The sequence below is a fragment of the Nguyenibacter vanlangensis genome (genome assembly GCF_038719015.1).
Taxonomy (GTDB): domain Bacteria; phylum Pseudomonadota; class Alphaproteobacteria; order Acetobacterales; family Acetobacteraceae; genus Gluconacetobacter; species Gluconacetobacter vanlangensis.
On sequence record NZ_CP152276.1, the window covers coordinates 4,209,601 to 4,234,350 of the forward strand.

Sequence of the window (24,750 nt, forward strand, 5' to 3'; positions counted from 1 at the left end):
AACTGCATCTTTCGTGACATGCGAAACAAGGAAAACATTGATCTGCGCGCAATTTGGCATCCCGATCTGAGCAGGCGGCGCGGACCGAAATATCTGCAGATCATCGCGGCGATGGCCGAGGACATCGCCTCGGGCGACTTGCCCGCGGGCGCGCGCCTGCCGCCGCATCGCGTGCTCGCCTGGCAGCTCGGCCTGTCGCCCAATACGACCAGCCGCGCCTATGCCGAGGGGGTGAAACGCGCCCTGCTGCGCGGTGAGGTCGGGCGCGGCACCTTTGTTCGGGTCCCATCGTCGCGACCCACGGGCGGCGAGGCCGGAGATCTGCGCCGCCAGGGTCATGGTCCTGTCGATTTGTCGCGGAACCTGCCGCTGGCGGGGCTTGCCGAGCCGCATGTCCGCCGCGTGCTCGACGAAATCGCGCGGGGACCCGGGCTGTCCGCCATGCTCGACGACCAGACCGATGCCGATCTTTCGCGGCACGCAGGCGCGGCGGCGCGCTGGCTGGCGCTGTGCGGGCTGGAGGCGGCGCCCGAGGAGATCATCGCGACGAACGGCGCCCAGCACGGGTTGTTCTGCACCCTGATGGCGCTTTGCCGACCCGGAGACCTGCTGCTGGTGGAGGCGCTGAGCTATGCGCCCCTGCGTGGCATCGCCGACCGGCTCGGTTTGAAACTCCGCGCCGTGGCGATGGATGCCGAAGGACTCTGCCCCGCATCGCTGGAAGAGACCTGCTGCGGCACGTCCCCGAAGGCGCTTTACCTCACGCCGACATTGCAGACCCCGACCGCCGCGACGCTGTCGTATGAGCGCCGTCGGGCCATCGCCCGGATCGCGCGGCGTCATGACCTGATCCTGATCGAGGACGACGTCTTCGGTCCGTTGAAGCCCGACCGCCCGGTCGCGATTGCCGTGCTCGCGCCCGAACGGACAATCTATGTCACGAGCCTTTCGAAATGCGTGGCGCCGGGACTGCGTGTCGGCTACCTTCGCGCCCCGGGCAAGCTTGGGCCGGCGCTGCGCCATGCGGTCAATCTCAGCATCTGGATGACACCGCCGGTTACGTCCGAAATCGCGGCGCGGCTCATCCTCGACGGCACTGCCGCGCATCTGATCGCGGCGCAACGTCACGCCGCCGCGCGGCGCCAGCGTCTTGCCCGGCGCGTACTGAGTGATTTTGACTATGCATCCGACCCGCATGGCCTCCATATCTGGCTGCCTCTCTCCGCCGGATGGCGTGCCGACACGTTCCGCCTGGCGGCGGAGGGATGCGGCGTTCTGGTGGCCGAGGCGCAGCGTTTTGCCGCGCATCCCGCCGACGGCCCCGAATCCGTCCGCCTCTGCCTCAGCCATGAACCCAGCGAGACGCGGTTGCACGACGGGCTCGCCGCGATCGCGACGTTGCTCCGTCCGCCACCTTTGACGGATCCCATGCTCGTCTGAACACAAGAAGACAGGATCTCGGCGCGCTGCGCCTCGATCCGCTTAGATGTTTCCCAGACCGGTTGCGTTCGGCGCATTTTGCGCGCTTGACGTCCGTTGCCAATTCCGTTCAGTCTGAATCCGGCAATGGACTCTGCCGGGCCTCATGTTTTCGGGGTCGAACCGCCCCTGTGGGCTGATGATTCCTACCTCGCCTATTGGCACCAAGGGGTGGAGTCCGAATCGAGTCATGCCGAGCCTCTCTTTTTCGTCGTGCAAGAATAACGAGGCCGCCGCCTCGCGTGAGCGCGCGCTTATTCATATTCCACGGACATATATGACGGCCTCTTTTCACCATCTGGTCGCCGGATGGTCTGCGACCCTGCGCGCGACCCTCAAATGGGCCTGCCTGCTGGTACCCATGGCGGCAATCGTCGGCAGCCTCTGCGCCCTGTTCCTTTGGCTGCTGGATGAGGTGACGACATACCGCGTCACGCACTCATCGCTGCTCTTTCTTTTGCCACTGGCGGGTATCGCGACCGGGCTCCTCTATCATTGGTTCGGCCGGTCGGCCGAAGGCGGCAACAATCTGATCGTCGACCAGATCCACGAGCCCGGAGGCGGCGTGCCGCTCCGTATGGCGCCCCTGGTCCTGGTCAGCACCGTCATCAGCCACCTGTTCGGCGCCTCCGTCGGGCGCGAGGGGACGGCGGTGCAGATCGGCGGCAGCATCGCCGGCGGCTTCGTGCGCCTGTTCCGGCTGGAAGACCGGGCGGTGCGGATTCTCCTGATGTCCGGCATCGCCGCCGGATTCGGCGCCGTTTTCGGCACCCCCATCGCCGGCGCGGTGTTCGGGCTGGAGGTGCTGGCCGTCGGCCGGATCGAATACATGGCACTCTTGCCCGTAGCTGTCGCCGCGATCATCGCCGACTGGACCTGCCATCGCTGGGGCATTCATCACGTCCCCTATCATCTTGGCTTCGCGGGTTTTCCCGACACCACGGGCGACGCGTTCCACACGGACCCGCTCCTGCTCGCCAAGGTCGGCCTCGCCGCCATTGCCTTCGGCCTGGCAAGCCTGGCGTTCGCCGAGGGCGTACACCGGCTGGCCCCTGTCTTCCGCACCCTCTGCCCCATCGCCTGGCTGCGCCCGGCGATCGGCGGCGTTCTGACCATCGTCCTCGTCTTCCTTGCCGGCACAAGGGATTATCTCGGCCTCGGCGTCGTCCCCGCCGCACCCGGCGGCGGCGCCATCGTCAGCTTCTTCGGAGCCGGCGATTTCACCTGGAGCTGGCTGTGGAAGCTGGTCTTCACCGTGACGGCGCTCGCCACCGGCTACAAGGGGGGTGAAGTCACGCCCCTCTTCTTCATCGGCGCGGCGCTCGGCCACACGCTCGCGGGCCTGCTGCACGCGCCGGTCGACCTGATGGCCGCGGTCGGTTTCGTCGCCGTCTTCGCCGGCGCGGCCAACACGCCCTTGGCCTGTACGCTGATGGGCGTGGAGTTGTTCGGTGCCGCCGATACCGTCTATCTGGCGGTCGGCTGCTTCATCGCCTATCTCTGCTCCGGCCATTCGGGGATCTATCTCTCCCAGCGCATCGGCGTCCCCAAGATCCGTCATCCGTTGATCGCCGGCGGCATGGCCTTGCGGCACGCGCGGACCCTCCTTCAGAACAGAAAATAGCGTTGCCGCATCGGCAGGGTTTCGGCGACCTCGCCCGACAGCAGCACGCCGTCGGCCCGGATGGCCTGCGTTTCGGCGTCGATCTCGATCTCCGGCATGGCGCTGTTCAGCACCATGTCCTTCTTGCTGATGCCGCCCCTTGTGTTCGAAACCACGCGCATCTGCCGCCGCAATTCCAGCCGTTCGGCGATCCCGTCCGCCAACGCGGCCTGCGAGACGAAGGTCACGCAGGCCGCCGCCAGGCTGCTGCCCAACCCGCCGAACATCGGCCGCGCCGCCAGCGGCTGCACGGGCGGGATCGCGCCATGCGCATCGCCCGCCATCGCCTGCATGATCGTCCCGCCCTTGATCACCAGGTCGGGCTTCACGCCGAAGAATGCCGGAGTCCAGATCACCAGGTCCGCCAGCTTGCCGCGCGCGACCGATCCGATTTCGTCCGCCATGCCGTGGGCGATGGCCGGGTTGATGGTATATTTCGCGACATAGCGCCGCACGCGCAGGTTGTCGTCCGTCCGGTCGCCCGGCAGCGTCCCGCGCAATATCTTCATCCGATGCGCCGTCTGCCAGGTCCGCAGCACGGCGTCGCCTACCCGCCCCAGCCCTTGGCTGTCCGACGCCATCATCGACAGCGCCCCCATATCATGCAGCATCTCGGCCGCGACCCGCGCGCCGAGCCAGCCATGCTGCATGTTCGACGGCGGAATGTTCATCGGCAGCATGTTCGGCAGCGCCGCCAGGCGGAACATCTCGGGCCCGCGCGCGCCCAGTATCGGCAGAACCGTCCGGCCGCGTGCCGCGGCGATCATGTCCTCGACCGGCTTTCCGTCGCGGTCCCCGCCGCCGTCCTCCATGTCGGCGGCACTCAGCACCGGAACATCCATCCGTTCGGCCACCGACAGGCAGGTCTGCAGGGCGGCGGCCGTGATCCCGCCTTCGCCATGCAGCATCAGGCCGGCGGCGCCGCCCCGCACCATTTCCTCCAGAGCCGCGGGACGCAGCGCATCGCCCCGCCCGGTCAGCGCCAGGTTCACCGGCAGCGCCTCCGCCGCCTGGATCATCCGCGCCAGGTGCCACGGTCCGGGCGTGCCGGGCGCCGCCATCGTGCCCGTGGCCGGCCCGGTACCGCCGCCGATCATCGTGGTCACGCCCGCCGCCAGCGCGTCCTCGGCCTGTCGCGGACCGACCAGGTGGATCGGCGATTCGATCCCGCCCGCAGTGACGATGCGCCCGCCGGCGGCGATGATTTCCGTCCCCGGCCCGACCAGGATATCGACCCCGCCCTGCTGGTCCGGATTGCCCGCCCTGCCGATCGCGCCGATACGCCCTTCGACAATGCCGATATCCGCCTTGACGATTCCCCAATGGTCGATGATCACCGCATTGGTGATCACCGTATCGACCGCGCCTTCGGCATTGGTGCGCTGCGACCGGCCGATGGCGGCATGTCCCGTCCGCCCATGACCAGGCCGGGCTTTTTCGCCACGATGCGTCAGGTCATGCTCCACCCGGACCAGCAGCGCGGTATCGGCCAGCTTCAGCGTGTCGCCCGCGATCGGGCCGGCCGTGCCGTCCCGCCGCCCCTCCGCGCGCGCCGGTATCGAGGTCATCTCTGTGCTCCTCTCGCCACGCCGCGCCATAATGGGCGGCGCGGCATCAGCGGATCGGGGTGTGAACGCGCACCGCTCTCGGGCCGTCGGGAAACAGCGCATCGACCTCGATGACCGGGATCATCTCGGCGACGCCGTCCATCACCTGCGCGCGGGTCAGGACCTGCCTGCCCGCCTGCGCCAGTTCGTCCAGGCCGCGTCCATCACGCGCGCCCTCGACCACCGCCTCGGTGATCAGGGCCACGGCTTCGGGATAATTCAGCCGCACCCCCCGCTCCAGGCGCCGGCGCGCCACCTGGGCCGCCACGGCAATCAGCAACCCGTCCTTCTCATGCGGGGTCAGATACACGGCACATCCTCTTCGCGGCTTTGCCTTCTCTAAATGCGCCGTCCCGCCGCGATTTTCCCGAGACGGGCTTCACGGTCGCGTGATGTCGATTTTTGCGCGCGGCGTTATGTTATCAATGATAACATTGCGAACAATCCCGCGGGAAAGGCGTCCAAGTCGCGAAAACACGCTGGGATCAAAAAAATCGGGACCGAGAAGAGGGAATCGCATCATGACCGCGCTGATCATCACCGCCCTCATCTGGGTCGGGCTGCATATCGGGCTGGCCGGCACGCGCCTGCGCGACCCCATCGCCCGCCGGCTTGGCGACCAGGGATTTCGCACCCTGTTCTCGGTCCTTTCGCTGGCTGCCCTCTTCGTCCTGGCGCGCAGCTACGCGGCCGCGCCCTATCGCGGCCTGTGGGTGGCGCCGGACTGGCTGCGCTGGCTGCTGGTGCTGGCCATGCTGCCCGCGTTCGCGCTGTTCGCCGGCGCGGTCCTGTCGCGCAACCCCACGTCGCTGGGCCCGCCGATCGGCCCGGAATGGCAGCCGCGCGGCATGGTGCGCATCACCCGCCACCCCATGCTCTGCAGTTTCGCGCTGTGGGCGCTGGTCCATATCATCGGCACGGGCAACGCGGCGTCGCTCATCTTCTTCGGCGCGTTCGGCGTGACGGCGCTGGCGGGCACGACGTCGATCGACGCCAAGCTGGCCCGGCGGCAGCCGGTCCTCTGGCGCACCCTGGCGGCCGGCACCTCCATCGTCCCATTCGGCGCCATCCTGGCCGGGCGCAACCATTTCGCGCCGCGCGAACTGGGCTGGTCCGTCCCGATCCTGGCCCTGGGGCTCTGGGGCGGAATGCTGATCCTGCACCCGCTGCTGTTCGGCATGTCCCCCCTGCCGCATGTCTGATAGCAGTGCCGAATGGCGGGTCAGTAAATATCCGGGAAATATTCAGGCGGGACCAGCGATATTCCGCCGATCCCGTCCGCCGCGTCACTCCGACGGCACGTGATCGCGATAGCGGTCCCAGTGGCGCAGGATTTCCGCGACCACCGGCGCGCCCGCGCGTTCATTGTTGTCGAAGGCGAGCGCCTGCCCGGGGCCTTCATCCCCCATCGAATGCGTCACGTCCATGCCCGGCGGCGGCATCGAAAAATTGCTGGCCGAACGCAGCACCATGATGCGGTTCGCATCGACGAAGCCCAGGCGCGCCAGGGTGCGCATCTCACGCTGATAGGTCTGGCTCTCCTCGTTCGTCATCACGAACAGGCCCCGGCCCCTGGTCCACAGCTTCACCCAGTTCTCCGCCCATTGCGTGCGCGGCGCACCGTGCCAGTACCGTTCGGCGCCCAGCGTCTCGCCCATCAGGACGAAAGGCGCCTTTTGCGCCTGCGGAAATCCCGTCCAGGCCGCGCGCCGCGCCGCGACCGCCGGGTCGTCCGCCAGCGCGGCGGTGCGGCTCAGCGCATAGGCCCAGCGCGCCAGCCCCTGATTCAGCGGATAGGCCTTGCTCAGTTCCGCGACATCGGTGACCGACCCGTAATGGTTCGGATTCTCCGGCAGCGTGTCGGGACGCGACGCGCCGATCGCATACAGGCCATAGGGCCAGCCTTTCGGAACGGTCCGGTCGTCGATCTCGCGCAGCGCGTCGCCATCCACCACCCAGCGCGCCCAGGCGACGCTGCCGACCGACGCCGCATGCGGATCGACACCGGATATTCCGGTAAACAGCCAGTAAGTTTTATGAAAATCGAAACGCGGATCCAGCACGAACGCCGCCAGGTCCGTCACGCCATGCCGCAGCACGATCCCGTACAGCCCGTCCGCGTTCCGCCGCACCACGTCCGGCGCCCCGCGCACCGGAACGGTCTGGTCCAGATGCTCGCGCTCGACCCAGTCCTGATACTCGCCCGGCGCGTCGCCGCGATCCGCGCCGTTTTCCCAATTGGCAACCACGACCATTTTCACGTCCTCGGCCGCCCGCGCCGTCGGGACAAGCCCGATGGCCAGCAGGCAAGCCAGGCCGGACACTGCGCCGCGCCCCGCACGCCAACGATCGTTCCTTCTCATGTCGGACTCCAACATATCCCCCAACATATACCAAATAAGACACTGATAAAACACGATAAAATTTCGTTGCGGATCGTGTAACGTACACATGCGCATACACTTAGACGGCGACCGGAGATGAACGACTCCGGCCCAATCCGAAGGCAGAGAAGCGGGTCACTTTTCCAAGACACCTTCGATGATCGGAGGTTCCCCCGGCATCGGTACCCCGGCGAGGGCATGGAGCTGCTCGTCGGTCATCTCTTCCAGCCGCAGAACTGGACCCGTATCCGCTGCCGCGACCGCATACGCTGGCAGCATCTTATGGAGCAGGGCCATAAAGAGGGCAGGGTCGCGCCTCGCCTGCTCCACAAGCCATGCCTGGCCGCCTAGCTCATCCAGCGCCCCCAGCACCATGCCCTTGAGCGCCGCTGTCGCCTTGTTCGGGATGCCCTTGCGTGAGCCGCCGTTCAGTTTGTCGTGTTTCATCGCGGCACCAGGGCAACCGAGGTCACTTTGCCCATCATGTTGCCTAATTCAGTTGATGGTGGGCGGACAACATTCCTCGGCACGCTCCAAATCCTGCTGCCGTAGATACTCAGCGTAGATCAGATACGGCCAGCCCAGTTCGTCAGGGGCGTCGGCGGCGTCCCCTTTGAAGGCGTAACAGAACGCGTGAGGGACGAAAGGTTGCTCATCGGCCTTCCAAAGCATCAGCATCATGCGTCCGGGCTGTTCAGCATCACCGTCATGGAATAATGCGAGGTAGCAATCCGGATAACGGCGCGCGAGGCTGCCAGCATCGGCAGCAACGTCGCGCAGCCATAGGGACGCCCTTTGCGATTTGAGAACAGCCCCAATTTTGCGCATATTAGTCCACTTCTGCAAAGCCTGTGTTGTGGTGTAACAACACATATTGCCAAGCTGCTGGCGTGACAGTCCTCGCCCGTAGTCCGGCGGTGCCTCGAACTTGAGGGGGAAGGCGCAGAAATCCTCTGCGGTTTGCAGTCTCATCGGTTTCCTCCTGCAAGGGTTTCCCGCCTCAAGGCCGCATATGCCGCCTGGTCACGCTGCTGTCTGGCTTCGGCGCTGCGCTGCTTGTCCCCCTCAACCATCGACGCCTTATTGGGCCGCTCCATAAATGGACCGAAAGCGCCCCTCGGTGAGCCGATCCATTTGGTGATCGTGCGGCCGGTGATGTCCTTGACTACCTCGGGCGCGACCTTCCCCTGGGCCGTCAGAGAGGCCACCAGCATTTCCCGCCGCTCCTCCAACTTGCGCTGTTCGACGAGCTTCAGGGCTGCCTTCATCTGGCGATCCTGCTCGGCCTTCGCAGCCACTATGGCCGCCTTCTCCTTCAGGGCTCTTTGTTCCTCAGCGAATCTCGCTTGCCTGAGCATCTCTTCGGCCTGCGCCACCGATATCCCACTCATGCTTTCATCTCCTTCTCTTCATAGCGATTCTTGATGACTACAACCGCCCGTTTCAGAATCGTGCGGATGACATTCGACCGGCTCCCCCATTCCATAGCGGCAATGAGATCGAGGTCAGTGACAAGGGATTCCGGCAGTTTAAGAGAAATAGCTTTGGTTTTCTCGGCCATTATATGTGTCTCCGTTTCATGACGACCTATAAGGATCGATATCGTTGTTATACTAACTGTGTATTTCTTTCACATCAAGAAGATTTTCTGTGATGTTTAAAACAATATTAGAAATGTAAACAACAAACTTCTATTCCAACCAATTCCAACTCTTTCCAACCTCTTTGGAATGGTTGGAATTGCGCATTCCAAGAAAGCAAAACGCTCTTTGGTTAAGTCATTGATTTCATTACGTTCCAAGATTCCAACCCCTAGGGGGTTGGAAGTTGGAATTCGAACCCTATGTGGGCCGACCTAATGTGGCATTATCCTGTTGGCCATCTCTTCGCCCTTACGCTGTAAGGCAACCTTGTCCTTCAGCCAGTACACCGACGAACTCGACATTCCGGTTGCCGCGATAACCTCTTTGGGCGTTCTTCCCGCCTCAAGCATATCGATGGCAAGCTCTTTCGCCGTTTTGACGATTGGGGAGGTCTGCCAGGCCACGCCATCCCCCTTCGTCTCGAGCCGCGCCTCAAACGGCGCCGCCTCGTCCCCCATGAAGCCGCGCGCCTTCTCGAAGTACCAATGGAATTTTGCCCCCTCTGCGGCCTCGTAGCCGTCAGGGCGGCGCAGGGCTATGACGGTATCGGCCACGTCCTCGCGACGGCTAGTGCCGCGCTGCTGCCCGGCCTTGCCAGCGTGGTGCACTAATAGGGACGAGATGCCCCGGCGACGCAGCGACAAGAGCATATCCTGGGATAGCTGCCAGTCATCAGCATCATTTTCCTTGCTACGGAACAGGCTGCTTATGTTGTCAAACACCACCATCGATACGTGTTGCGCGAGGTCCTCAATCCATTCGCGGCCTTCGGCTGAGGCTGGGTCCGGCAGACCATCACGGTAAAGGCCGTTGGGCAGAAATCTGAAATACGCATCGTCGGGAAGGATTGCCCCCGACCCAATGACCACCTTCCTATATCGCTCTTGCAGGTCCGCCGCCGCCATTTCGCCGTCAAGGTAAAGAACCCGGCGTGGTGCGGGCGCTGTGCCTTTCAGCGCGCTTGACCCCGACGCTACGGCGTAGGCGATTGACAGGGCTGCCCAGGTCTTCCCGATGCCACGCGGTGCATACAGCATCGCAATCCCTTCCGCCGGAAGGTAAGGATCGAGCAGCAGCGCGCGCGGAGGAATCTCCTTGCGCAAGAAGTCTGCCCCCGTAATCGGGACAGGAATCACCTTGGGAATATCAGGCTGAGATGCCCCTGTTCTCTTTGCCGTCTGTAAGATGTGTTTTCGAGCCCTCTCGGCCTGACGCATCGCGGCGGCTATGCCGCCCTGTTCAATGCAATGGGCCGAGATCGGCAGCGACGGGTTGGACAGTACACTTGCTATCTGTTCGTCGCTGTAGAATTGCCTGACCATCTCACACGCGACACCATAGACGCGCGATGACCGATCCCCTTTCGCCGGGTCCGCTGCATCGGGGTCCTCTATCATCCGCCTCAGCTTGGCGCTTGGCGGTGGGTCAAGGTAGTCCGGTCCGGCACGGGATACCGTTACCCCAGCGGAGGGGGACGCAGGTGCCTGGGCCTCTCGCGGCAGCGCTATCGGTTGAGCATCGCGGTTATGCACAAGCAGCGACGCCATCGCCTTATTGCGACCGCGCTGCCGCTTCTTCCCCGCGTTGTCGAGATGGTTGACCGTGCCGGGCAGCCGCATCACCCGGTCGATGTTGTGGCACGCGCGGTCCCCGCCATACTGCTCGGCGAGGGCGCGGTTATTGGTCTCAACCCAACCGCCGACCTTAATGTCGTCGGCATCTCTTGTCGGGTCGATCAGCCAGAAGGCTTGCAGCCCGCCGCCTGAGTCGATGACGAAGCCTGGGGGCACCTTCGCAGAGCAAAGACTTTCGCGCGTGGCGTTCTTGTCCCAATCTGCGACGTTTGGGTCTATGTCAACGTGAAGGAAGCGAGCCGCCACGATGTCGGCCTTGCTTGTCTTCCTATGGAGGCCCTCCTGCGTGACGTTGACCGACCAATACACGTTCATGCCAGCGGTGTTTTGATCCGCCGCCCAGCGTGTGGCGGCTTCCGCATCACCGCCGAACCAGCGCCCCAGCGGAGGGGACCACTGGCACCCATCACCTGGGGCAGCGAAAAGCTGAATAGAATCCTTAACGCAGTCGCGGAGGAACGACTCGATAGCTTCCGCATCAGGAGCCAAAGAATCAGTGTTGAGCGTCAACATTTATAGAAAACCACAAAAAAAGAGTTGTGAAAAACAACCCTTCTTGGTAGGTTCAATTCAGCAAGTGTCCTCCAAACTTTGCTGCTTTGGCCCTACAAGACTGAGTTGCCTGAACCCCGTCAGCTAGCCACTGACGGGGTTTCGCGTTTCAGGCGGCATGACCTACGATGGGGCCTGCCATGAGGTAGGAACCTCAACACTTGGCGCGGCGCGATATGCCGCCCAGGGGCTCGCCGCAGGAGGGAGGTTCTCCGCAAAGCGCTTCAAGCTCCCGGCGGGGACAACGGTCACGCCGCCGAGCTTGCGGGCCTCGAGCTTCCCTTCTTTGACCAGCTTCCAAAAAGTGGTCGGTTTGATCCGAAGTAAATCGCAGCATTCCTTGGTCCTGTAGACGAGTGGTTCAAGCATTGCGTCGCTCTCCTATGTAATGTCTTTTGTCAATACACACAGAAATGCGAATTGCTCTGCTTCGTCAACGATGTACTTATGGAGAAAAATATCGGCTATTGCAGTTTTTTCTCCATACGTGCGATGGCCTCCCTGGCTTGATTCTCGGCGCTGGCCTTGACCCCGAAAATGCCGAATAGCTTGGTCACGAAGTCATAGAACGGGCCATATGGCTCGCTTGTGTCCTCCCCGGCCGGCCTTGTCCCCATGGTTGGCTTGGTGCCAGTGTGCAGCATGAACACCTGATAGATTTCGTCTGTGAAGTATGCCGCAGCGTCATTTCTCGGCCTGCCCCGTCCAGCGTGGGCAGGGGGCGGACGAAGCGCGATCAGCAAGGAGGCAAGCTCTTGCTCAACATGTCGCCTCAATATCATTGCCGGGTCGTCTGCGGGCATCGCCTTCAATGCTTTCTGCAATTCTAGGGCAGCATCGCGGACCGCCTGGACCTTTTTGCTATCTGCTTTGCTGGGTGACAGTATCTTGCTGGTTGATGAGTCCTTTCTGTGTGGCGCAACCATTATTAAATGTTGCGTGTTGGCCGTCACGAAGTCTAGATAGTGAGATGAAATTTTTTTTATTTCGAATTCAATCTTGGATAATAGTTCATTATCAGAATCCGCTTGCGCGGACACTTCGGAATTTGATACGCTTTCCTTGAGCTCGGCCATGAGTGTTCCTCTCTAAGACGGCGAAAACTTGTGCCGGACGGTGACGCCCACCGTCCGGCTCTTTTTTTGTATTTACCCTTCTGGCGCGAATTGCGGGGGCTGGGGGCCGGTCCACGCCTATCCCCGTCCTTCCCGAGCGGGGACGCGTTTTACCCGCCTGGCGCGCGGTTTCACGGCTGCAACAGGGCCGGTTGCGTAGTCAGCCCAATCCTGCATTAGGGGACGCCGCCTCTCCACAAGGAGGGACCGGGCATATGCTGAATCGACCTTGTCCTTGTTTACGTGCGCCAGGGCAATCTTGCGCAGTTCGCTGGGATAGCTGGTCTTTTCTTCCGCCCAATCGGAAAAGGTGGACCGCATGCCGTGCACGGTATACGCACCAGCGCCGGCGGTCCCCAGGGCTTGGGATAGAGCGACATCAGTCAGGGCTCTGCCCGTCGAACGGCTGGGGAACACAAGCCGGTCAGGCTTGTTTCCCAGCAGAGCTACCTTAGTCAGAATCTCGATGGCGGCATCAGACAGCGGGGCGCAGTGCTCTTGACCTTGATTCTTCCGCCCCTTCATGCGCTCGGCCGGAATGGTCCAGGTCTTCTTGTCCAAGTCGATTTCGCCCCACTTTGCTCCCCTGACTTCGCTGGAGCGAAGGGCAGTCAGCACTAAGAAGCGCAACGCCAACGCCGCCATGCCATCGCTCTCGGCCAGCTTGGACATGACAAGGGGCAGATCAGCCCAGGGGATGGCGGCGTGGTGCGACACTTTGCGGATCGCCCCAGGTGCGGGATAGACGTTTTGTAGGTGGCCCTTCCAGCGGGCCGGGTTCTCGCCCTCTCGCATGTGGAGAGATTTGGCGTAATCCAGCACGATCTCGATGCGATTTCGGACGTTGGACGCGGTCGCCGTCTTCTCATGCCATATGGGATCGAGCACCTGCCGCACATGATCCGTGGTTATGGCGTTTACAGGCTTATCGCCCATGATGGGGTGAACGTACTTTTCCAGCGTGGCAGGCCACTGCGCCGTGTGCCTCGCGTTCTTCCACCCGGCCTTTTTCGCCTCGATATACTGCCCGGCCACAATGCGAAACGTGGTGTCACGTTCAATCTGTGCGGCGCGCCTGGCTGCCCTGCGTTCCTCGATAGGGTCTTTGCCCTCGCGGAGCTGGCGGCGGGCTGCCAGGACCATCTCACGGGCCTCTTTTAGCCCGATCTCGGGATACGACCCCAACCCATGCCAGCGGACACCATAGCGATGTTCCCATGACACGCTATTCGCGCCGACTTGCAGATATAATGCTCCGCCGAGACACTTGCGAACGCGCTTTTTCGTCCCCGAGACCTTCGCCCTGATGTCTTTGATCGACTTCCCGAGTTCGAGGTTTGTCCAATTAGTCTTTGGCTGTCGCCCGCGCATGGCTGTCCCTGATATACTCCTACATACGGACATACATATAAAATGCGACCAAACGCAAGTCGATCCGAACGAAAACGAACGGATGATCTTATTATCTACTGATATTGCTTGGTTTTTATGGGAAGAAATGTAGACGAGCGTTCGTATGTTTGTATTCCAACATATCCCCCTTATGTCAAAATGACGTTCCGCTTATTCCGGATCTGGAACGCGCGCGCTAGTGTCACGGCTCCGGAATCCGCAGGCGAATTTCGGAGATCCGCAGGCCATTGGAATCCTGATTCTTCTGTCCCGAAACCATCCTCCGTTCAGGCTCGTCCCATGTGCTCCATCACCGTCCGGACCGTCGAAACCGCGCAGGACCGCGACTCCTGCTTCGCCGTCCGCGCCGCCGTGTTCATCGACGAACAGCATGTCCCGCCCGAACTGGAATATGATTCCGACGACGACACGGCGCTGCATGTGCTGGTCCTGGCCGGCGGCCGGCCGGTGGGCACCGCGCGGGTCCTGTTCAAGGATGGCGGCATGACCGCCAAGATCGGCCGCGTGGCGATCGACGCCGCCTGGCGCGGCCGGGGGCTCGGCCGCCGCCTGATGCGCGCGATCAAGGATCTGCCCGCCTGCCGCGGCGTGGCCTGTTTTATGCTGGACGCTCAGACCCAGGCTCTGCCTTTCTATGAATCGCTGGGCTACGTGGCGTATGGCGAGGAATTCCCCGATGCCGGCATCCCGCACCGCGCGATGCGCAAGCGGCGTCCGGTCGCCGATCCCGCCCCTTGAATGTCCCGCCTCCCGACACCACACGCCCCGGCAGCAGGAACCGCCCGATGTCCATCGCCCCCACGCCTCAGCCTCCGTATTACGCGGTCGTTTTCACCTCCCTGCTCGGCCGGGACGATGCCGGCTATGGCGACATGGCGCGCGCGATGGCCGAAACGGCGGCCCGCCAGCCCGGCTTTCTGGGCGTCGAATCGGTGCGCGAGGGCGCGGGACCGGGCGCGCCGGGCATCACCGTCTCCTATTGGCGCAGCCTGGAGGACATCGCCGCCTGGAAGACGGACGCCGCCCACCAGATGGCGCAGCGCCTGGGGCGGCAGCGCTGGTACGCGGCCTACAAGACCCGGATCTGCCGGGTCGAGCGCGATTATGATTTCGCCGCCGGCTGAATTCGCGACAGAATCATAGAATTTTCGAAATGATTTAGACATATTGTGCGTTATTCCTGCGCTCGGCGCAGAATGACGCCTGCCCGCGTTGTCGCTTTTGCTGCCGGTCTGATAGGTGTTTCGCCCAACGTTCGCGCTTCTATTCGGGAATTTCATGAATTCTTCTTCATCAACGCCTCCGGGTGCCGCGTTGGCGCTTCCCTCCCGTGCCGCGTCTTTCAGCGTCGTCGTCGCCATCGAATTATGGGAACGCTTCGGCTATTACGGCATGCAGGCGGTGCTGCTGCTGTTCATGGTGCAGCATCTGGGCTTCGCCGACGCCCGCGCCAACATGACCTGGGGCGCCTTCGCCGCCATGACCTTTGCGCTGCCGGCCGTCGGTGGCTGGCTGGGCGATCGCGTCCTGGGCTCGCGCCGCGCCATGCTGACCGGCGCCACCACGCTGGCATTCGGCTATGCCGTGCTGGCGCTGGCCACCGTGCACGGGCAGTTCTTCACCCTGGCCATGGGCCTGATCGCCACCGGAAACGGGTTTTTCAAACCCAACGCCGCCAATCTGGTGCGCCGCATCTATGACGGCGACGATGTCGAACTGGATGCCGCCTTCACCCTCTACTACATGGCGGTCAATGTCGGCTCGACCTTCTCGATGCTGCTGACCCCCTGGCTGCAGGAGCGCTTCGGTCCGGCCTTCGCGTTCTCGGCCTGTTCCGCCGGCCTGTTCGTGGGGCTGTGTTTCTATGCGGTCCGCCGTGGCCGGCTGGCCCATGTCGGCACCGCGCCGGATTTCGCCGCCCTGCCGGCCGGGCGCGCCGTTGCGGTCTTCGCGGCCATGCTGGCGGTCATCGGCGCGCTCAGCATGGTGCTGGCCCATGCCGCGCTGGCCCGCGCCTGCGTGTTCGTCGCCGGCCTGCTGGTCCTGGGATGCTGGACCGCGATCTATTGCCGCGCCGCGCCCGTCCAGCGGCCGGGCCTGCGCATGGCCTACATGCTCTCGCTCCAGGGCATGGTCTATTTCATCTTCTACCAGCAGATGATCACGTCGCTGACCCTGTTCGCGCTGCGCGGCGTCCATGGCCAGGTCCGGCTGGGCGGCATGACCCTGTTCAGCCTGTCCGCCGGGCAGTTCCAGGCGCTGAATCCGATCTGGATCATGCTGGCCAGCCCGCTGCTGGCGTGGCTGTACCGACGCATGGCCCTGGCCGGGCGCGACCTGTCGCTGGCGCAGAAATTCGCCATCGGCTTCGCCCTGGTCACGCTGGCCTTCGTCATCTGGTGGCTGGGGGCGCTGGCGGGCGGGGCAGGGCGGGTCACGCCCTGGGTGATGATCTGGGCCTATGGCGCGCTGTCGGTGGGCGAATTGCTGATCAGCGGCCTGGGCCTGGCGGTCATCGCCCGCTACGTGCCCCGGTCCATCGGCGCCTTCATGATGGGCGCCTATTACCTCGCAGTCGGGGTGGCGATGTATCTCGGCAGCATGGTCGCCAATCTGGCGGCCATCGGTTCGGGAACGGTGGCGGCGCAGGCCGGAGGGGCGGGGGCCTATGCCGACCTGTTCCTCGACCTGGCGATGGCCGCGGCGGGATGCACCGTGCTGTTCGTCCTGCTTCTCCCCCTTGCCCGTCAATGGGATCGCCAGCATAGCTTGGTGACGACATCCACCCAGCCCTGACCCCCGCGGCAGCGCGGCCGGTCGCCGGAGAATCCTGCCTGATGCCGCGGCTGCTTCGTCTTCTTGCCCTGCTCCTGCCGCTGGGGGGTGCCGCCTGCGCGTCGGTGCCCGAAACCGGGGGGTCTGAAACCGGCGGCCCGCCCCCGGTCATCCTGGTGTCGATCGACGGATTCCGGCCCGACTATCTGGATCGGGGGGTGACGCCCAACCTGAACGCGCTGGCCGCGTCGGGCGTGCGCGCCGTGGCCATGCACCCGTCCTTCCCGTCGATCACCTTCCCCAACCATTACACGCTGGTCACGGGCCTGCGGCCGGACCGCAGCGGCATCGTCGGCAACACGATGTACGACCCCGCCATGCCCGGCATGCGCTTCAGCCTCGGCAACCGCGCCGCCGTTACCGACCGGCGCTGGTGGGACCAGGCCGAACCGGTCTGGGTCACCGCCGAACGGCACGGGCTGCGCAGCGCCACCCTGTTCTGGCCGGGGTCCGAGGCCCCGATCCACGGCGTCCGTCCCGCGGACTGGCTGCCCTTCGACGGCGCCATGCCGCCGGACGACCGGGTGGATCGTCTTCTGTCGTGGTTCGACCGTCCGCCGGCGCGGCGCCCGCGTTTCGCCACCCTGTATTTCAACCGGGTCGATCATGCCGGGCATGAATTCGGCCCCGACGCGCCGCAGACCACGGCCGCCGCCGCGCTGATCGACCAGGCGATCGGCCGGCTGGTGGCGGGGCTGCGGGCCCGCCATATCGACGCCGACATCATCGTCGTGTCCGACCACGGCATGGCCGCCACCAGCATGCAGCGGATCGTCTACCTGGACCGGATCGCCCCGGCCGGCACGTTCCGCTTCGTCACGGGCGGCGCCTATGCCGGCGTCGATGCCGCCCCAGGGGTCGCCCCGAGGGCCACCCCCGGGCAGGCGGCGCGATTGGCGGCCGCGCTGCTGGCGCATCACGACCACATGGCCTGCACGCGCCGCCAGGACCTGCCGGAACGGTTCCATTACGGACATAATCCGCGCGTGCCGGCCTTCATCTGCGTGGCCGATGTCGGCTGGATGATCGCAGCATCGGCCGCCCATCCGCCCCGCACGGTCGGCGGCGATCACGGCTATGATGCCATGGCGCCGGAGATGAACGCCACCTTCCTGGCCGCCGGCCCGGCCTTCGTCCCCGGCCGGGTCATCGGCGCCTTCGACAATGTCGATGTCTATCCGCTGGTCATGACCTTGCTGGGCCTCCCCCCGCTGCCCTCCGACGGCACGGTCGCGCCGTTCCGCCCGGCGCTGCGACAATAGGACGCGCTGGCCCATGCCGCATCGGGACCTGGCCCTGCGGATCGCGGCACGCCTCACCGGGCACGTGCCCGCTGGCGCACGACGCTTCACCACCGGCATGTGCCATTATGTGTATGAGGTCACGTTTCCCGATCACCCGCCGCTCGTCGCCCGCATCGGCCGTGATGCGGCACAGCCGGTCCTGAGCGACGCGCTGCTTTTGTCCGAAACCCTGCGGCCGCTTGGCGTCCCGTTACCTCGTATCCTGGCGCATGACGTAACGGCTACGCCGCCCTGGCTGCTGCTGGAACGCCTGCCCGGTACGGATCTGGGCGCGGTCATGGCCACCTTGTCCCCGGCTCGGCTTGCCACGGTCGCCGCCCACGTGGCCGACGCCCAGGCCATCGTCGCGCGCCTGCCGTCGGCTGGCCGCTACGGCTATGCCGCCCGGCCCGAACTGGCCCCGCATACCGCCTGGTCCAACGTGCTGCTGGACAATGTCGATCGTGCGCGGCGGCGCATCGTGGCCGCGGGCTTGTTCGATCCCGCCCTGCCCCTGCAACTGCGTGACCGTATCCTGGCTGCCCGGGCGCGGATAGACACCGTGCCGGCAACCCCTTTTCTGCATGATACCACGACCCGCAACGTGCTGGTCGCGCCCGGCGGCATGTTTTCGGGCATCGTCGATGTCGATGATCTCTGTTTCGGCGACCCGCGCTATCCGGCGGCACTGACCTGCGCGGTCATGCGTGCCTATGGCGGGCCGCTTTCTTATGTGTCGGCATGGCGTGCCCGGGCCGGCTGGCCGGACGACGACTTGTTCGGCCTGTATGTCAGCGTGTTCCTGATGGACCTGATGGGCGAACACGGCCAGCTCTTCAACGGCAATATGCTGCCCTCCGGCCCGGGGTCGCGCGCGAGCCTGCTCCACGCCTTTCAGGCCAGCCTGAACGGCGCATCGTGCGGTGAGTGAGCAACGGGGGAATGAAAAGGAGAAACATCATGGCGTATGCCGGATTCTTCAAAAGATCGGCGGCCCTGGCCGTGCTGCTCGCGCTCGGCGCGCCCGCGTCGCTCCCCATATCCGCCCGCGCGGCGGACGGGCTGTGGGCGGTCTATGACAGCGCGCTGCGCGGCGCGAAATATATCGACCTGACCCATGTGATCACGCCCGCCATGCCCGTCTGGGCCGGTTTCGCGCCGCCGGTCTTCGGGCGGGCCGAAGCCGCGACCGCCGTGCCGCCCTTCGCACGGAAGGGGCAGGTCTTCACCTATGCGGAGTCGGGATTCGAGGCCAGCCGCTATGTCCTGCCCACCGACCAGTTGGGCACGCAACTCGACCCGCCCGCCCATTGGGCACCCGAATATCCGTCGATCGACGAATTGCCGCCCACCTATACCCTGCGCCCGCTGGTGGTGATCCCGATGCAGGACAAGGTGGCGCGCGATCCGGGCTATCAGTTGCAGGTCGCCGACATCACGGCCTTCGAGGCCCGGCACGGCCGTATCCCCGCCGGTTCGGTGGTGTTCGTCCGCTCCGACTGGTCGAAGGGCTGGCCCGACCCCGCCCTGGCGCGGCAGGACCGCTTCCCGGGCGTGTCGCTGGCCGCCCTGCAATTCCTGCATCTGCGGCGGCACATCCTGTTCCATGGGCATGAACCGCTGGACACCGACGACACGCCGACCCTGGAAGGCGAGCACTGGCTGATGCATCACGGCTACGCCCAGGCCGAAGGGCTGGCCAATCTCGACCAGGTCGGCCCGACCGGCTGTCTGGTCGCCATCGGCTATCCGAAATTCCAGGGCGGCACCGGCGGCTATGCGCGCTATGTCGCGATCTGCCCGCATGACTGGCCCCACGGCGTCGCGATCGGCCAGGTGGCCGAGGCGCCGCTGTCTCGATCCGACCGCCCGCTCCATTGGGACGCCAGGGCGGGCATGCGCGTGCGATAGGCAAAAGAGGACGAGGAACGCAGAGCCGGCATGAATCATGAACGCAAGAATTTCCGCCTCACGGATCGCGCGTTGGCCGGCCGGCTGGCCTGCCTGCTGACATGCCTGGTCCTGGGTCTGGTCCAGGGGGCCTGTTCGTCCGGCCCGCGGCGCTGCGTCGTCTCCACCCTGGGCGATCTCAAGGTCATGAACGATGTCGGCCAGCCTATCGTCCGCGCGACGATCAACGGCACGCCCGTCGCCTTCCTGATCGATACGGGGGCTGCCTTCAGCATCGTGTCGCCCGAGGCCGCCGAGGCGTTGCGCCTGCCCTATACCGGCCAGTTCGTTCCCATCCAGGGCGTGGGCGGGCAGACCGTCGGCAATGTGGTCACGGTCGACCGGCTCGGGCTCGGCTCGGGCACGGCGCGCGATACGCTCTTCGCGGTGGCCGGACATTTTCCCGGCCATATAGGCGGGCTGCCGGTGGTCGGCCTGTTCGGCGGCAATTTCCTCGCGGCCACCGAACCGGTCTTCGACCTGCCCGCCCACCAGCTCGATCTGTACACCGTCTCCGGCTGCGATTCCCCCACCCCGACCTGGAGCGGCCCCACCGACATGGCGCCGATCGAGATCGAGGGCGACTCCGCGATCATGATCGACGTCCTGCTCAACGGGCATCGCGTCTCCGCCCAGTTGGACAGCGGCGCGGGCCATACGGTGATCCTGCCCGGCGATGCGCGCCATGCCGGCGTGGACCGCGCCCGCCTGTCGCAGGACCCGCACGGCCATATGCACGGGGTCGACGACAACCGGTTCGAAGCCCATCTGCACCGTTTCGACAGCCTGCAGGTCGGACACGCGATCTATTACAAGCCGTGGATCGCGGTCGCGCCGATGGAGATCGACCACGCGCTGCTCGGCGCGGACTTCCTGCGCCATAACCGGGTCTGGATCAGTTACCGGACCCAGCGGGTCTATATCCAGCGGCTGCATGCGCCCGACGGCGACCCGACCTTCCAGATCAGGCTGCGCCGGCTGCCGCCGGCCAACCCGGTTCCTGGCACCCCGGTTCCTGGCACCCCGGTTCCGGCCACGTTGTCCGCGCTGCCCCCGGTTTCGACCGCGTCGCGCTGACTGGCGTCCGTCATTCCGGTCGGATACCGTAACGGACCGGCCGGGATGGGCCGGCATGCCGCAGGGAAGGGTTCCGCATGAAGGACGTGCTGCGATTGGGGGCGGTCTTTATCGGCCTGATGGTCGGCGGCGGATTCGCCTCGGGGCAGGAAGTCATCCAGTTCTTTTCCGCCTTCGGGCGGCCGGGGCTGCTGGGGTGCCTGGTCTCGGGCGCGCTGTTCGCCGTGCTGGTGCTGGAATTGTACGCCATCGGCTGCCAGTTGCAGATCCACACCCACCAGCAGGCGATGACCCGCCTGTTCGGCCGGCGGGCGGCCCCGGCGCTCGATCTCGTGCTGTGCGTCTGCCTGTTCTGCATGATCACCGTCATGGTCGCGGGCGGCGGCGCGTCGATCCAGCAGCAATTCGGCCTGCCCGCGGCCGCGGGTTCGGCGATCATGGCGGCGCTGGCCTGGCTTGCCATGGTCTGCAACGCCAGGCGCATCGTCGACCTGGTCGGGATCATGACGCCGCTGGTCATGCTCATGGTCACGGCCATGCTCGCCTTCGCGCTGGCCCATCCGGCCCCGCCGACCGCCCCGCCGCTGCCCCCGCCGCCGCGCGCGGCCGCCAACTGGCTGGCCAGCGCCGTCCTCTACGTGTCGTTCAACGTCGCGGGGGCGGCGCCGGTGCTGCTCGTCGTCGGCGGCCAGGTCGCGCATCTCCGCACGGCGCGGCTGGGCGGTCTGGCGGGCGGGGCGGTGTTCGGCGCGCTGCTGCTCGGGCTGGCCTTCGTGCTGCACAGCCAGGACGCCCTGGTGCATGGCAGCGCCGTGCCCACGCTGCGCCTGGCCGGCAGGATGTCGCCTTTGTTCGGCGCCGCCCTGCTGCCGGTCATCCTGCTGAAACTCTATTGCTCGGCGGTGGGCATGACCTACACGCTCGCCGTGCGGCTGCAGTCATTCGGCCTGCCGCGCATGGCGGCGGCGGCCGGCATCGCGCTCGGCGCCTGGGGGATGAGCCAGCTTGGCTTCGTCGCGCTGGTCAACCGCGTCTATCCGGCCATCGGCTATTTCGGATTGGTGCTGATGGCGGTGATCCTGGCGTCGCTGGCGCGACGCTCCCTCGCGCGGCCTCGGGCCGCCTCGGCCTGATCCACGTGGATATGAAAAAATCAGTGCAGATCACGTGATTCCATAAAATAATCAATTGCTCTGATCGGCCGGCTCCGGTTCAAGCTCTGTTTCCATCCGGTTCCGCCCTGCCTTCTTGGCCCGGTACAGCGCGGCGTCGGCGCGGCCGATCAGCGCCTGCCAGGTCTCGCCCGGGCGCGCCTCGGCCAGCCCGGCGCTGACCGTCACACGGCGCGTGCGCCCCGACGACAGCGCGACCGCGCGCGACAGCGACCGCCGGATGTCCTCCATGCGGGCCGCCTTGTCTCCGTCGCCCTGCAGCACGATCAGGAACTCCTCGCCGCCGTACCGGCCGACCTCTTCGCCGTGGCGCCGGCCCAGGCGCAGCCTGCGCCCGATCTCGGTCAGCACCTCGTCGCCGGCCAGATGCCCCATCTGGTCGTTGATCGCCTTGAAATGGTCGACATCGGCCAGTCCGATCGCGAGCCCGATCGCCAGATCGGCGCCGGGGGCGTCCGCCTGCAGGCAGGCCTGCAGATGCGCCTGGATGGCGCCCCGGTTCAGCAGGCCCGTCAGGCTGTCCAGCCGCGACTGGCGGACCAGCGCCTCATGGGCCGCGCGGATCTCGGCCGTCTGGCGTTCGACGGTCTCGCGCAGTTTGCGCCGCTGCTTGATCAGCAATCCGACCCGGATGCGCCACAGCCCATAACCCGCCAGCCCGCAGGCCATGATTTCGCCGATCCGCACCTCCGGGCTCTGCCACCAGGGGCGCCCCATGCCCAGCGAAACCGCGACGATCGCCGGCTCCTGGTCGCGTCCGGGATCATAGGCCTGCAGCAGGAAACGATGCGTGCCCGGCGGCAGGCTCGGATAGCGCACGGTGTCCTCGGTCGCCTCGTTCCAGCCTTCATCCACCCCCTCAAGCCTGTAGCGGAAGCGGATCCGGCCCTCGTCACGATAATCCAGCGCGCCGAAGGTCACACGGAACGGCGCGCGGCTGAAGGCGACCGCGCGGCCGTCATAGGGGACGTCGCCCAGGGTCATCCGGCTGATCACCGGCCGCAGCGTCTCGGCGCGCCGCAACTGCTCGGGCCGCAGGATATGCGACAGCCCCCTGCTGGTCCCGACCCAGATCGTGCCGTCCGTGTCCTCGATCAGGCTGTCCTGGTCCAGATCGTCGGCGATCAGCCCGTCCGCCGCGGTCACGCGGGTCCAGTGCGCGCCGTCGAACAGCGCCAGCCCATGGTCCGACCCGATCCACACCCAGCCCCGATGGTCGACCAGCACGGCATAGGTCATGTCGGTTCCGATCTCCGACGGGCCGAAGGCGGTCAATGCCGTGATCCGGTCGCCGTCATGCGTCGCGCGATACAGCCCGCCCTGGCCGGTTACCCACAGCGTATGCGCGTCCTGCGCCGCCAGCAGGTTGGGGATGAAATCCGCCTTCGGCCAGCCGGCCCGCGCCACCGTCACGATGCCGTTGCGCCGCCGGACCAGCAGCCTGCGCCCTTCGATCAGCCACAGCGCGCCGTCCCGGTCGATCAGGCCGGACGCATAGGCCCCGCCCATCCCCGGCACCGGGACAGGGGTCGTATCCGCGCGCGCCGTATCGACCCGCCACGCCCCCGTGTCGGACAGGATCCACATATCATGCTCCCGCCCCGGCAGGATCTTGTTGATGCGGCGCATGTCGTAATTCTGCTGCAGGCCCGTCGCCGGATCCATGCGGGCCAGATAATCCGGCCCGTCATGCCACAGGCGGCCCCGATCGTCGGCGGCGATCAGGAACGCCGCCTGCGGGATCGCGCGCACGACGCGCCGCGCCGCCGTGTCCAGCGCATCGATCCCGCTGTCGGACGTGATCCAGAGCAGCCCGCCCGGCCGGCGCAGCATCTGCCAGATGATGGCGCCGGACAGCCCGTTCCGCCGGTCGAAATTCTCGAACACGCCGAACCCCCGGGTCAGGATCATCCCGATCCCCGGCACGCCGATCCACAGATTGCGCTGACGGTCGAACAGCACCACGCTCAGCGGCGCCGCGATCGGCTCCCCGTCCAGCATCCGCATCGTCCAGCCGTCGTCGGTACGGATCGCCAGTTCGCCGTCATCGGCCTGGGTCATCAACCTGCCGTCCGGCGTCCAGGCGATGGTCAGAAAACGCTGGTAGTTCTCATATTGCGTGCCGATATGCGGGACCGGCTCGACCCGCAGCGTGCCGCGCGCCGGGTCGGCCGTGATCAGGCTGCGCAGGGTGCGAGCATACAATACGCCCCGCCCGTCCTCGGCGATGGCGTCCACCCTGCGAGGCGGCGCCAGGGCAGGGACCGGCAGACAATGCAGGCTCCGCCCCGCCAGCACGCACAGCCGGCCGCCGCCCGTGCCCAGCCATAACCGGTCCCGCTCGGCATGCAGGGCCGAGACGTCCGTCAGGGTGCCTTCAGCCAGCCCCAGCGCGCTTTCCAGCGTGTCGATCCTGTCTTCGCCCCCGACCCGATGCAGGAACAGCAGCCGGTCGCGGTCGGTCATGACCAGGCCGCCCCGCCAGGGCGCGATCTTGCGGAATTCGTCGCGGCTCAGCGCCGCGTGTGCCGCCACCGGGACGAAATGCAGGCCCAGCACGGGCATGTCCTCCGTGACGGCATGGGCGACATAAATCCGGTCCAGCAGGACCAGGACCAGGTCGCCCCCCGTGGTCATGACGGCGGCCTGCGCCATGCCGCCGACCGGCAGCCCCTGTTCGGGCCCCAGGGGCAGGAACTGCCGGCCGTCGAATGCGAAGAACCCGTGCTGGGTGCCCACCAGCATTTCGCCGTTCGGCAATTGCAGGGCACTCAGCACCGCGGTGTTCGTCAGCCCGGCGGCCATGCCGTAGCGCGTCGCGGCGATCGTCTGGCTCCGCGCCGGTCTCGCGGCGGACAGCGCCAGCAAGCAGCCGAATACGATCGCAAGTGGTTGGAAATATTTATTCTTTAGAAGAAACGACACGTCAGCCGCCCTGCGTCC

At 65.6% G+C, this 24,750-nt stretch carries 23 protein-coding genes and 1 riboswitch; of the genes, 11 read left to right on the plus strand and 12 right to left on the minus strand.

The window, feature by feature from the left end; genetic code table 11:
• The first annotated feature begins 18 nt into the window (after positions 1-18).
• Together AAC691_RS19655 and AAC691_RS19660 are read left to right on the plus strand one after the other, a co-directional pair.
• Positions 19-1,440 carry a PLP-dependent aminotransferase family protein gene (locus AAC691_RS19655; protein WP_342628179.1) on the plus strand — a complete coding sequence of 474 codons (1,422 nt, stop codon included), beginning with the start codon at positions 19-21 and terminating at the stop codon, positions 1,438-1,440.
• Between the two features lie 113 nt (positions 1,441-1,553).
• A riboswitch (Fluoride riboswitch) is annotated at positions 1,554-1,635 on the plus strand.
• Positions 1,636-1,756: 121 nt separating this feature from the next.
• Entirely contained in the window at positions 1,757-3,103 is a 1,347-nt protein-coding gene (locus tag AAC691_RS19660; protein WP_342628180.1) for a voltage-gated chloride channel family protein, read from the plus strand.
• On the opposite strand, the gene AAC691_RS19665 is transcribed toward AAC691_RS19660, so the two are convergent.
• Together AAC691_RS19665 and AAC691_RS19670 are read right to left on the minus strand one after the other, a co-directional pair.
• Positions 3,088-4,710 (minus strand): amidohydrolase family protein, encoded by a 1,623-nt coding sequence (locus tag AAC691_RS19665; RefSeq protein ID WP_342628181.1) that lies wholly within the window; start codon positions 4,708-4,710, stop codon positions 3,088-3,090. The two genes, AAC691_RS19660 and AAC691_RS19665, sit on opposite strands and share 16 nt — an antisense overlap.
• A gap of 46 nt (positions 4,711-4,756) precedes the next feature.
• A complete protein-coding gene (locus tag AAC691_RS19670; protein ID WP_342628182.1) occupies positions 4,757-5,059 on the minus strand; it encodes an urease subunit gamma in 303 nt (100 codons plus the stop codon).
• Between the two features lie 211 nt (positions 5,060-5,270).
• Between AAC691_RS19670 and AAC691_RS19675 the strand changes: the two genes are divergently transcribed.
• Entirely contained in the window at positions 5,271-5,951 is a 681-nt protein-coding gene (locus tag AAC691_RS19675; RefSeq protein WP_342628183.1) for an NnrU family protein, read from the plus strand.
• An 84-nt stretch (positions 5,952-6,035) separates the two neighbouring features.
• Here the strand turns inward: AAC691_RS19675 and AAC691_RS19680 are convergent, their stop codons facing one another.
• The 9 genes from AAC691_RS19680 to AAC691_RS19715 all read right to left on the minus strand — a co-directional run bounded on the left by AAC691_RS19680 (position 6,036) and on the right by AAC691_RS19715 (position 13,448).
• Positions 6,036-7,112 carry a purine nucleoside permease gene (locus tag AAC691_RS19680; RefSeq protein ID WP_342628184.1) on the minus strand — a complete coding sequence of 359 codons (1,077 nt, stop codon included), beginning with the start codon at positions 7,110-7,112 and terminating at the stop codon, positions 6,036-6,038.
• Positions 7,113-7,268: 156 nt separating this feature from the next.
• Positions 7,269-7,580, minus strand: a complete 312-nt coding sequence (locus AAC691_RS19685) for a hypothetical protein (RefSeq protein WP_342628185.1) — start codon at positions 7,578-7,580, stop codon at positions 7,269-7,271.
• 48 nt (positions 7,581-7,628) lie between these two features.
• Positions 7,629-8,105 carry a hypothetical protein gene (locus AAC691_RS19690; RefSeq protein WP_342628186.1) on the minus strand — a complete coding sequence of 159 codons (477 nt, stop codon included), beginning with the start codon at positions 8,103-8,105 and terminating at the stop codon, positions 7,629-7,631.
• Entirely contained in the window at positions 8,102-8,524 is a 423-nt protein-coding gene (locus tag AAC691_RS19695) for a hypothetical protein (RefSeq protein WP_342628187.1), read from the minus strand. The genes AAC691_RS19690 and AAC691_RS19695 overlap by 4 nt, the downstream gene beginning before the upstream one ends.
• On the minus strand, positions 8,521-8,694 hold the full coding sequence (locus tag AAC691_RS19700) for a hypothetical protein (protein ID WP_342628188.1): 174 nt from the start codon (positions 8,692-8,694) through the stop codon (positions 8,521-8,523). Before AAC691_RS19700 ends, AAC691_RS19695 begins: the two co-directional genes overlap by 4 nt.
• A gap of 294 nt (positions 8,695-8,988) precedes the next feature.
• Positions 8,989-10,923 (minus strand): AAA family ATPase, encoded by a 1,935-nt coding sequence (locus tag AAC691_RS19705; RefSeq protein ID WP_342628189.1) that lies wholly within the window; start codon positions 10,921-10,923, stop codon positions 8,989-8,991.
• Between the two features lie 162 nt (positions 10,924-11,085).
• Complete coding sequence (locus AAC691_RS22385; protein WP_408906022.1) at positions 11,086-11,331, minus strand: helix-turn-helix domain-containing protein; 246 nt, start codon at positions 11,329-11,331, stop codon at positions 11,086-11,088.
• A gap of 95 nt (positions 11,332-11,426) precedes the next feature.
• A complete protein-coding gene (locus AAC691_RS19710) occupies positions 11,427-12,038 on the minus strand; it encodes a hypothetical protein (RefSeq protein WP_342628190.1) in 612 nt (203 codons plus the stop codon).
• A 117-nt stretch (positions 12,039-12,155) separates the two neighbouring features.
• Positions 12,156-13,448, minus strand: coding sequence for a site-specific integrase (locus tag AAC691_RS19715; RefSeq protein WP_342628191.1), 1,293 nt, complete (start codon positions 13,446-13,448; stop codon positions 12,156-12,158).
• 321 nt (positions 13,449-13,769) lie between these two features.
• On the opposite strand from AAC691_RS19715, the gene AAC691_RS19720 reads away from it, so the two are divergent.
• The 8 genes from AAC691_RS19720 to AAC691_RS19755 all read left to right on the plus strand — a co-directional run bounded on the left by AAC691_RS19720 (position 13,770) and on the right by AAC691_RS19755 (position 21,768).
• Positions 13,770-14,228, plus strand: coding sequence for a GNAT family N-acetyltransferase (locus AAC691_RS19720; RefSeq protein WP_342628192.1), 459 nt, complete (start codon positions 13,770-13,772; stop codon positions 14,226-14,228).
• A gap of 47 nt (positions 14,229-14,275) precedes the next feature.
• Positions 14,276-14,614, plus strand: a complete 339-nt coding sequence (locus AAC691_RS19725; protein WP_342628193.1) for an antibiotic biosynthesis monooxygenase — start codon at positions 14,276-14,278, stop codon at positions 14,612-14,614.
• A gap of 154 nt (positions 14,615-14,768) precedes the next feature.
• On the plus strand, positions 14,769-16,286 hold the full coding sequence (locus AAC691_RS19730) for an oligopeptide:H+ symporter (RefSeq protein WP_342628194.1): 1,518 nt from the start codon (positions 14,769-14,771) through the stop codon (positions 16,284-16,286).
• A gap of 41 nt (positions 16,287-16,327) precedes the next feature.
• Positions 16,328-17,587, plus strand: a complete 1,260-nt coding sequence (locus AAC691_RS19735; RefSeq protein WP_342628195.1) for an ectonucleotide pyrophosphatase/phosphodiesterase — start codon at positions 16,328-16,330, stop codon at positions 17,585-17,587.
• A 13-nt stretch (positions 17,588-17,600) separates the two neighbouring features.
• Positions 17,601-18,539, plus strand: coding sequence for an aminoglycoside phosphotransferase family protein (locus tag AAC691_RS19740; RefSeq protein WP_342628196.1), 939 nt, complete (start codon positions 17,601-17,603; stop codon positions 18,537-18,539).
• A gap of 29 nt (positions 18,540-18,568) precedes the next feature.
• Positions 18,569-19,519, plus strand: coding sequence for a cyclase family protein (locus tag AAC691_RS19745; RefSeq protein WP_342628197.1), 951 nt, complete (start codon positions 18,569-18,571; stop codon positions 19,517-19,519).
• 30 nt (positions 19,520-19,549) lie between these two features.
• Positions 19,550-20,635, plus strand: coding sequence for a retroviral-like aspartic protease family protein (locus tag AAC691_RS19750; protein ID WP_342628198.1), 1,086 nt, complete (start codon positions 19,550-19,552; stop codon positions 20,633-20,635).
• A 77-nt stretch (positions 20,636-20,712) separates the two neighbouring features.
• A complete protein-coding gene (locus AAC691_RS19755) occupies positions 20,713-21,768 on the plus strand; it encodes a hypothetical protein (protein ID WP_342628199.1) in 1,056 nt (351 codons plus the stop codon).
• Positions 21,769-21,819: 51 nt separating this feature from the next.
• On the opposite strand, the gene AAC691_RS19760 is transcribed toward AAC691_RS19755, so the two are convergent.
• Positions 21,820-24,732, minus strand: a complete 2,913-nt coding sequence (locus tag AAC691_RS19760) for a diguanylate cyclase (RefSeq protein ID WP_342628200.1) — start codon at positions 24,730-24,732, stop codon at positions 21,820-21,822.
• Positions 24,733-24,750 lie beyond the last annotated feature (18 nt).

Bases quoted from the DNA above. Each gene is read 5' to 3' on its own strand.
- AAC691_RS19655 (WP_342628179.1), top strand. From the start codon at position 19: ATGCGAAACAAGGAAAACATTGATCTGCGCGCAATTTGGCATCCCGAT.
- AAC691_RS19660 (WP_342628180.1), top strand. From the start codon at position 1,757: ATGACGGCCTCTTTTCACCATCTGGTCGCCGGATGGTCTGCGACCCTG.
- AAC691_RS19665 (WP_342628181.1), bottom strand. From the start codon at position 4,710: ATGACCTCGATACCGGCGCGCGCGGAGGGGCGGCGGGACGGCACGGCC.
- AAC691_RS19675 (WP_342628183.1), top strand. From the start codon at position 5,271: ATGACCGCGCTGATCATCACCGCCCTCATCTGGGTCGGGCTGCATATC.
- AAC691_RS19680 (WP_342628184.1), bottom strand. From the start codon at position 7,112: ATGAGAAGGAACGATCGTTGGCGTGCGGGGCGCGGCGCAGTGTCCGGC.
- AAC691_RS19685 (WP_342628185.1), bottom strand. From the start codon at position 7,580: ATGAAACACGACAAACTGAACGGCGGCTCACGCAAGGGCATCCCGAAC.
- AAC691_RS19690 (WP_342628186.1), bottom strand. From the start codon at position 8,105: ATGAGACTGCAAACCGCAGAGGATTTCTGCGCCTTCCCCCTCAAGTTC.
- AAC691_RS19695 (WP_342628187.1), bottom strand. From the start codon at position 8,524: ATGAGTGGGATATCGGTGGCGCAGGCCGAAGAGATGCTCAGGCAAGCG.
- AAC691_RS19700 (WP_342628188.1), bottom strand. From the start codon at position 8,694: ATGGCCGAGAAAACCAAAGCTATTTCTCTTAAACTGCCGGAATCCCTT.
- AAC691_RS19705 (WP_342628189.1), bottom strand. From the start codon at position 10,923: ATGTTGACGCTCAACACTGATTCTTTGGCTCCTGATGCGGAAGCTATC.
- AAC691_RS22385 (WP_408906022.1), bottom strand. From the start codon at position 11,331: ATGCTTGAACCACTCGTCTACAGGACCAAGGAATGCTGCGATTTACTT.
- AAC691_RS19710 (WP_342628190.1), bottom strand. From the start codon at position 12,038: ATGGCCGAGCTCAAGGAAAGCGTATCAAATTCCGAAGTGTCCGCGCAA.
- AAC691_RS19715 (WP_342628191.1), bottom strand. From the start codon at position 13,448: ATGCGCGGGCGACAGCCAAAGACTAATTGGACAAACCTCGAACTCGGG.
- AAC691_RS19720 (WP_342628192.1), top strand. From the start codon at position 13,770: ATGTGCTCCATCACCGTCCGGACCGTCGAAACCGCGCAGGACCGCGAC.
- AAC691_RS19725 (WP_342628193.1), top strand. From the start codon at position 14,276: ATGTCCATCGCCCCCACGCCTCAGCCTCCGTATTACGCGGTCGTTTTC.
- AAC691_RS19730 (WP_342628194.1), top strand. From the start codon at position 14,769: ATGAATTCTTCTTCATCAACGCCTCCGGGTGCCGCGTTGGCGCTTCCC.
- AAC691_RS19735 (WP_342628195.1), top strand. From the start codon at position 16,328: ATGCCGCGGCTGCTTCGTCTTCTTGCCCTGCTCCTGCCGCTGGGGGGT.
- AAC691_RS19740 (WP_342628196.1), top strand. From the start codon at position 17,601: ATGCCGCATCGGGACCTGGCCCTGCGGATCGCGGCACGCCTCACCGGG.
- AAC691_RS19745 (WP_342628197.1), top strand. From the start codon at position 18,569: ATGGCGTATGCCGGATTCTTCAAAAGATCGGCGGCCCTGGCCGTGCTG.
- AAC691_RS19750 (WP_342628198.1), top strand. From the start codon at position 19,550: ATGAATCATGAACGCAAGAATTTCCGCCTCACGGATCGCGCGTTGGCC.
- AAC691_RS19755 (WP_342628199.1), top strand. From the start codon at position 20,713: ATGAAGGACGTGCTGCGATTGGGGGCGGTCTTTATCGGCCTGATGGTC.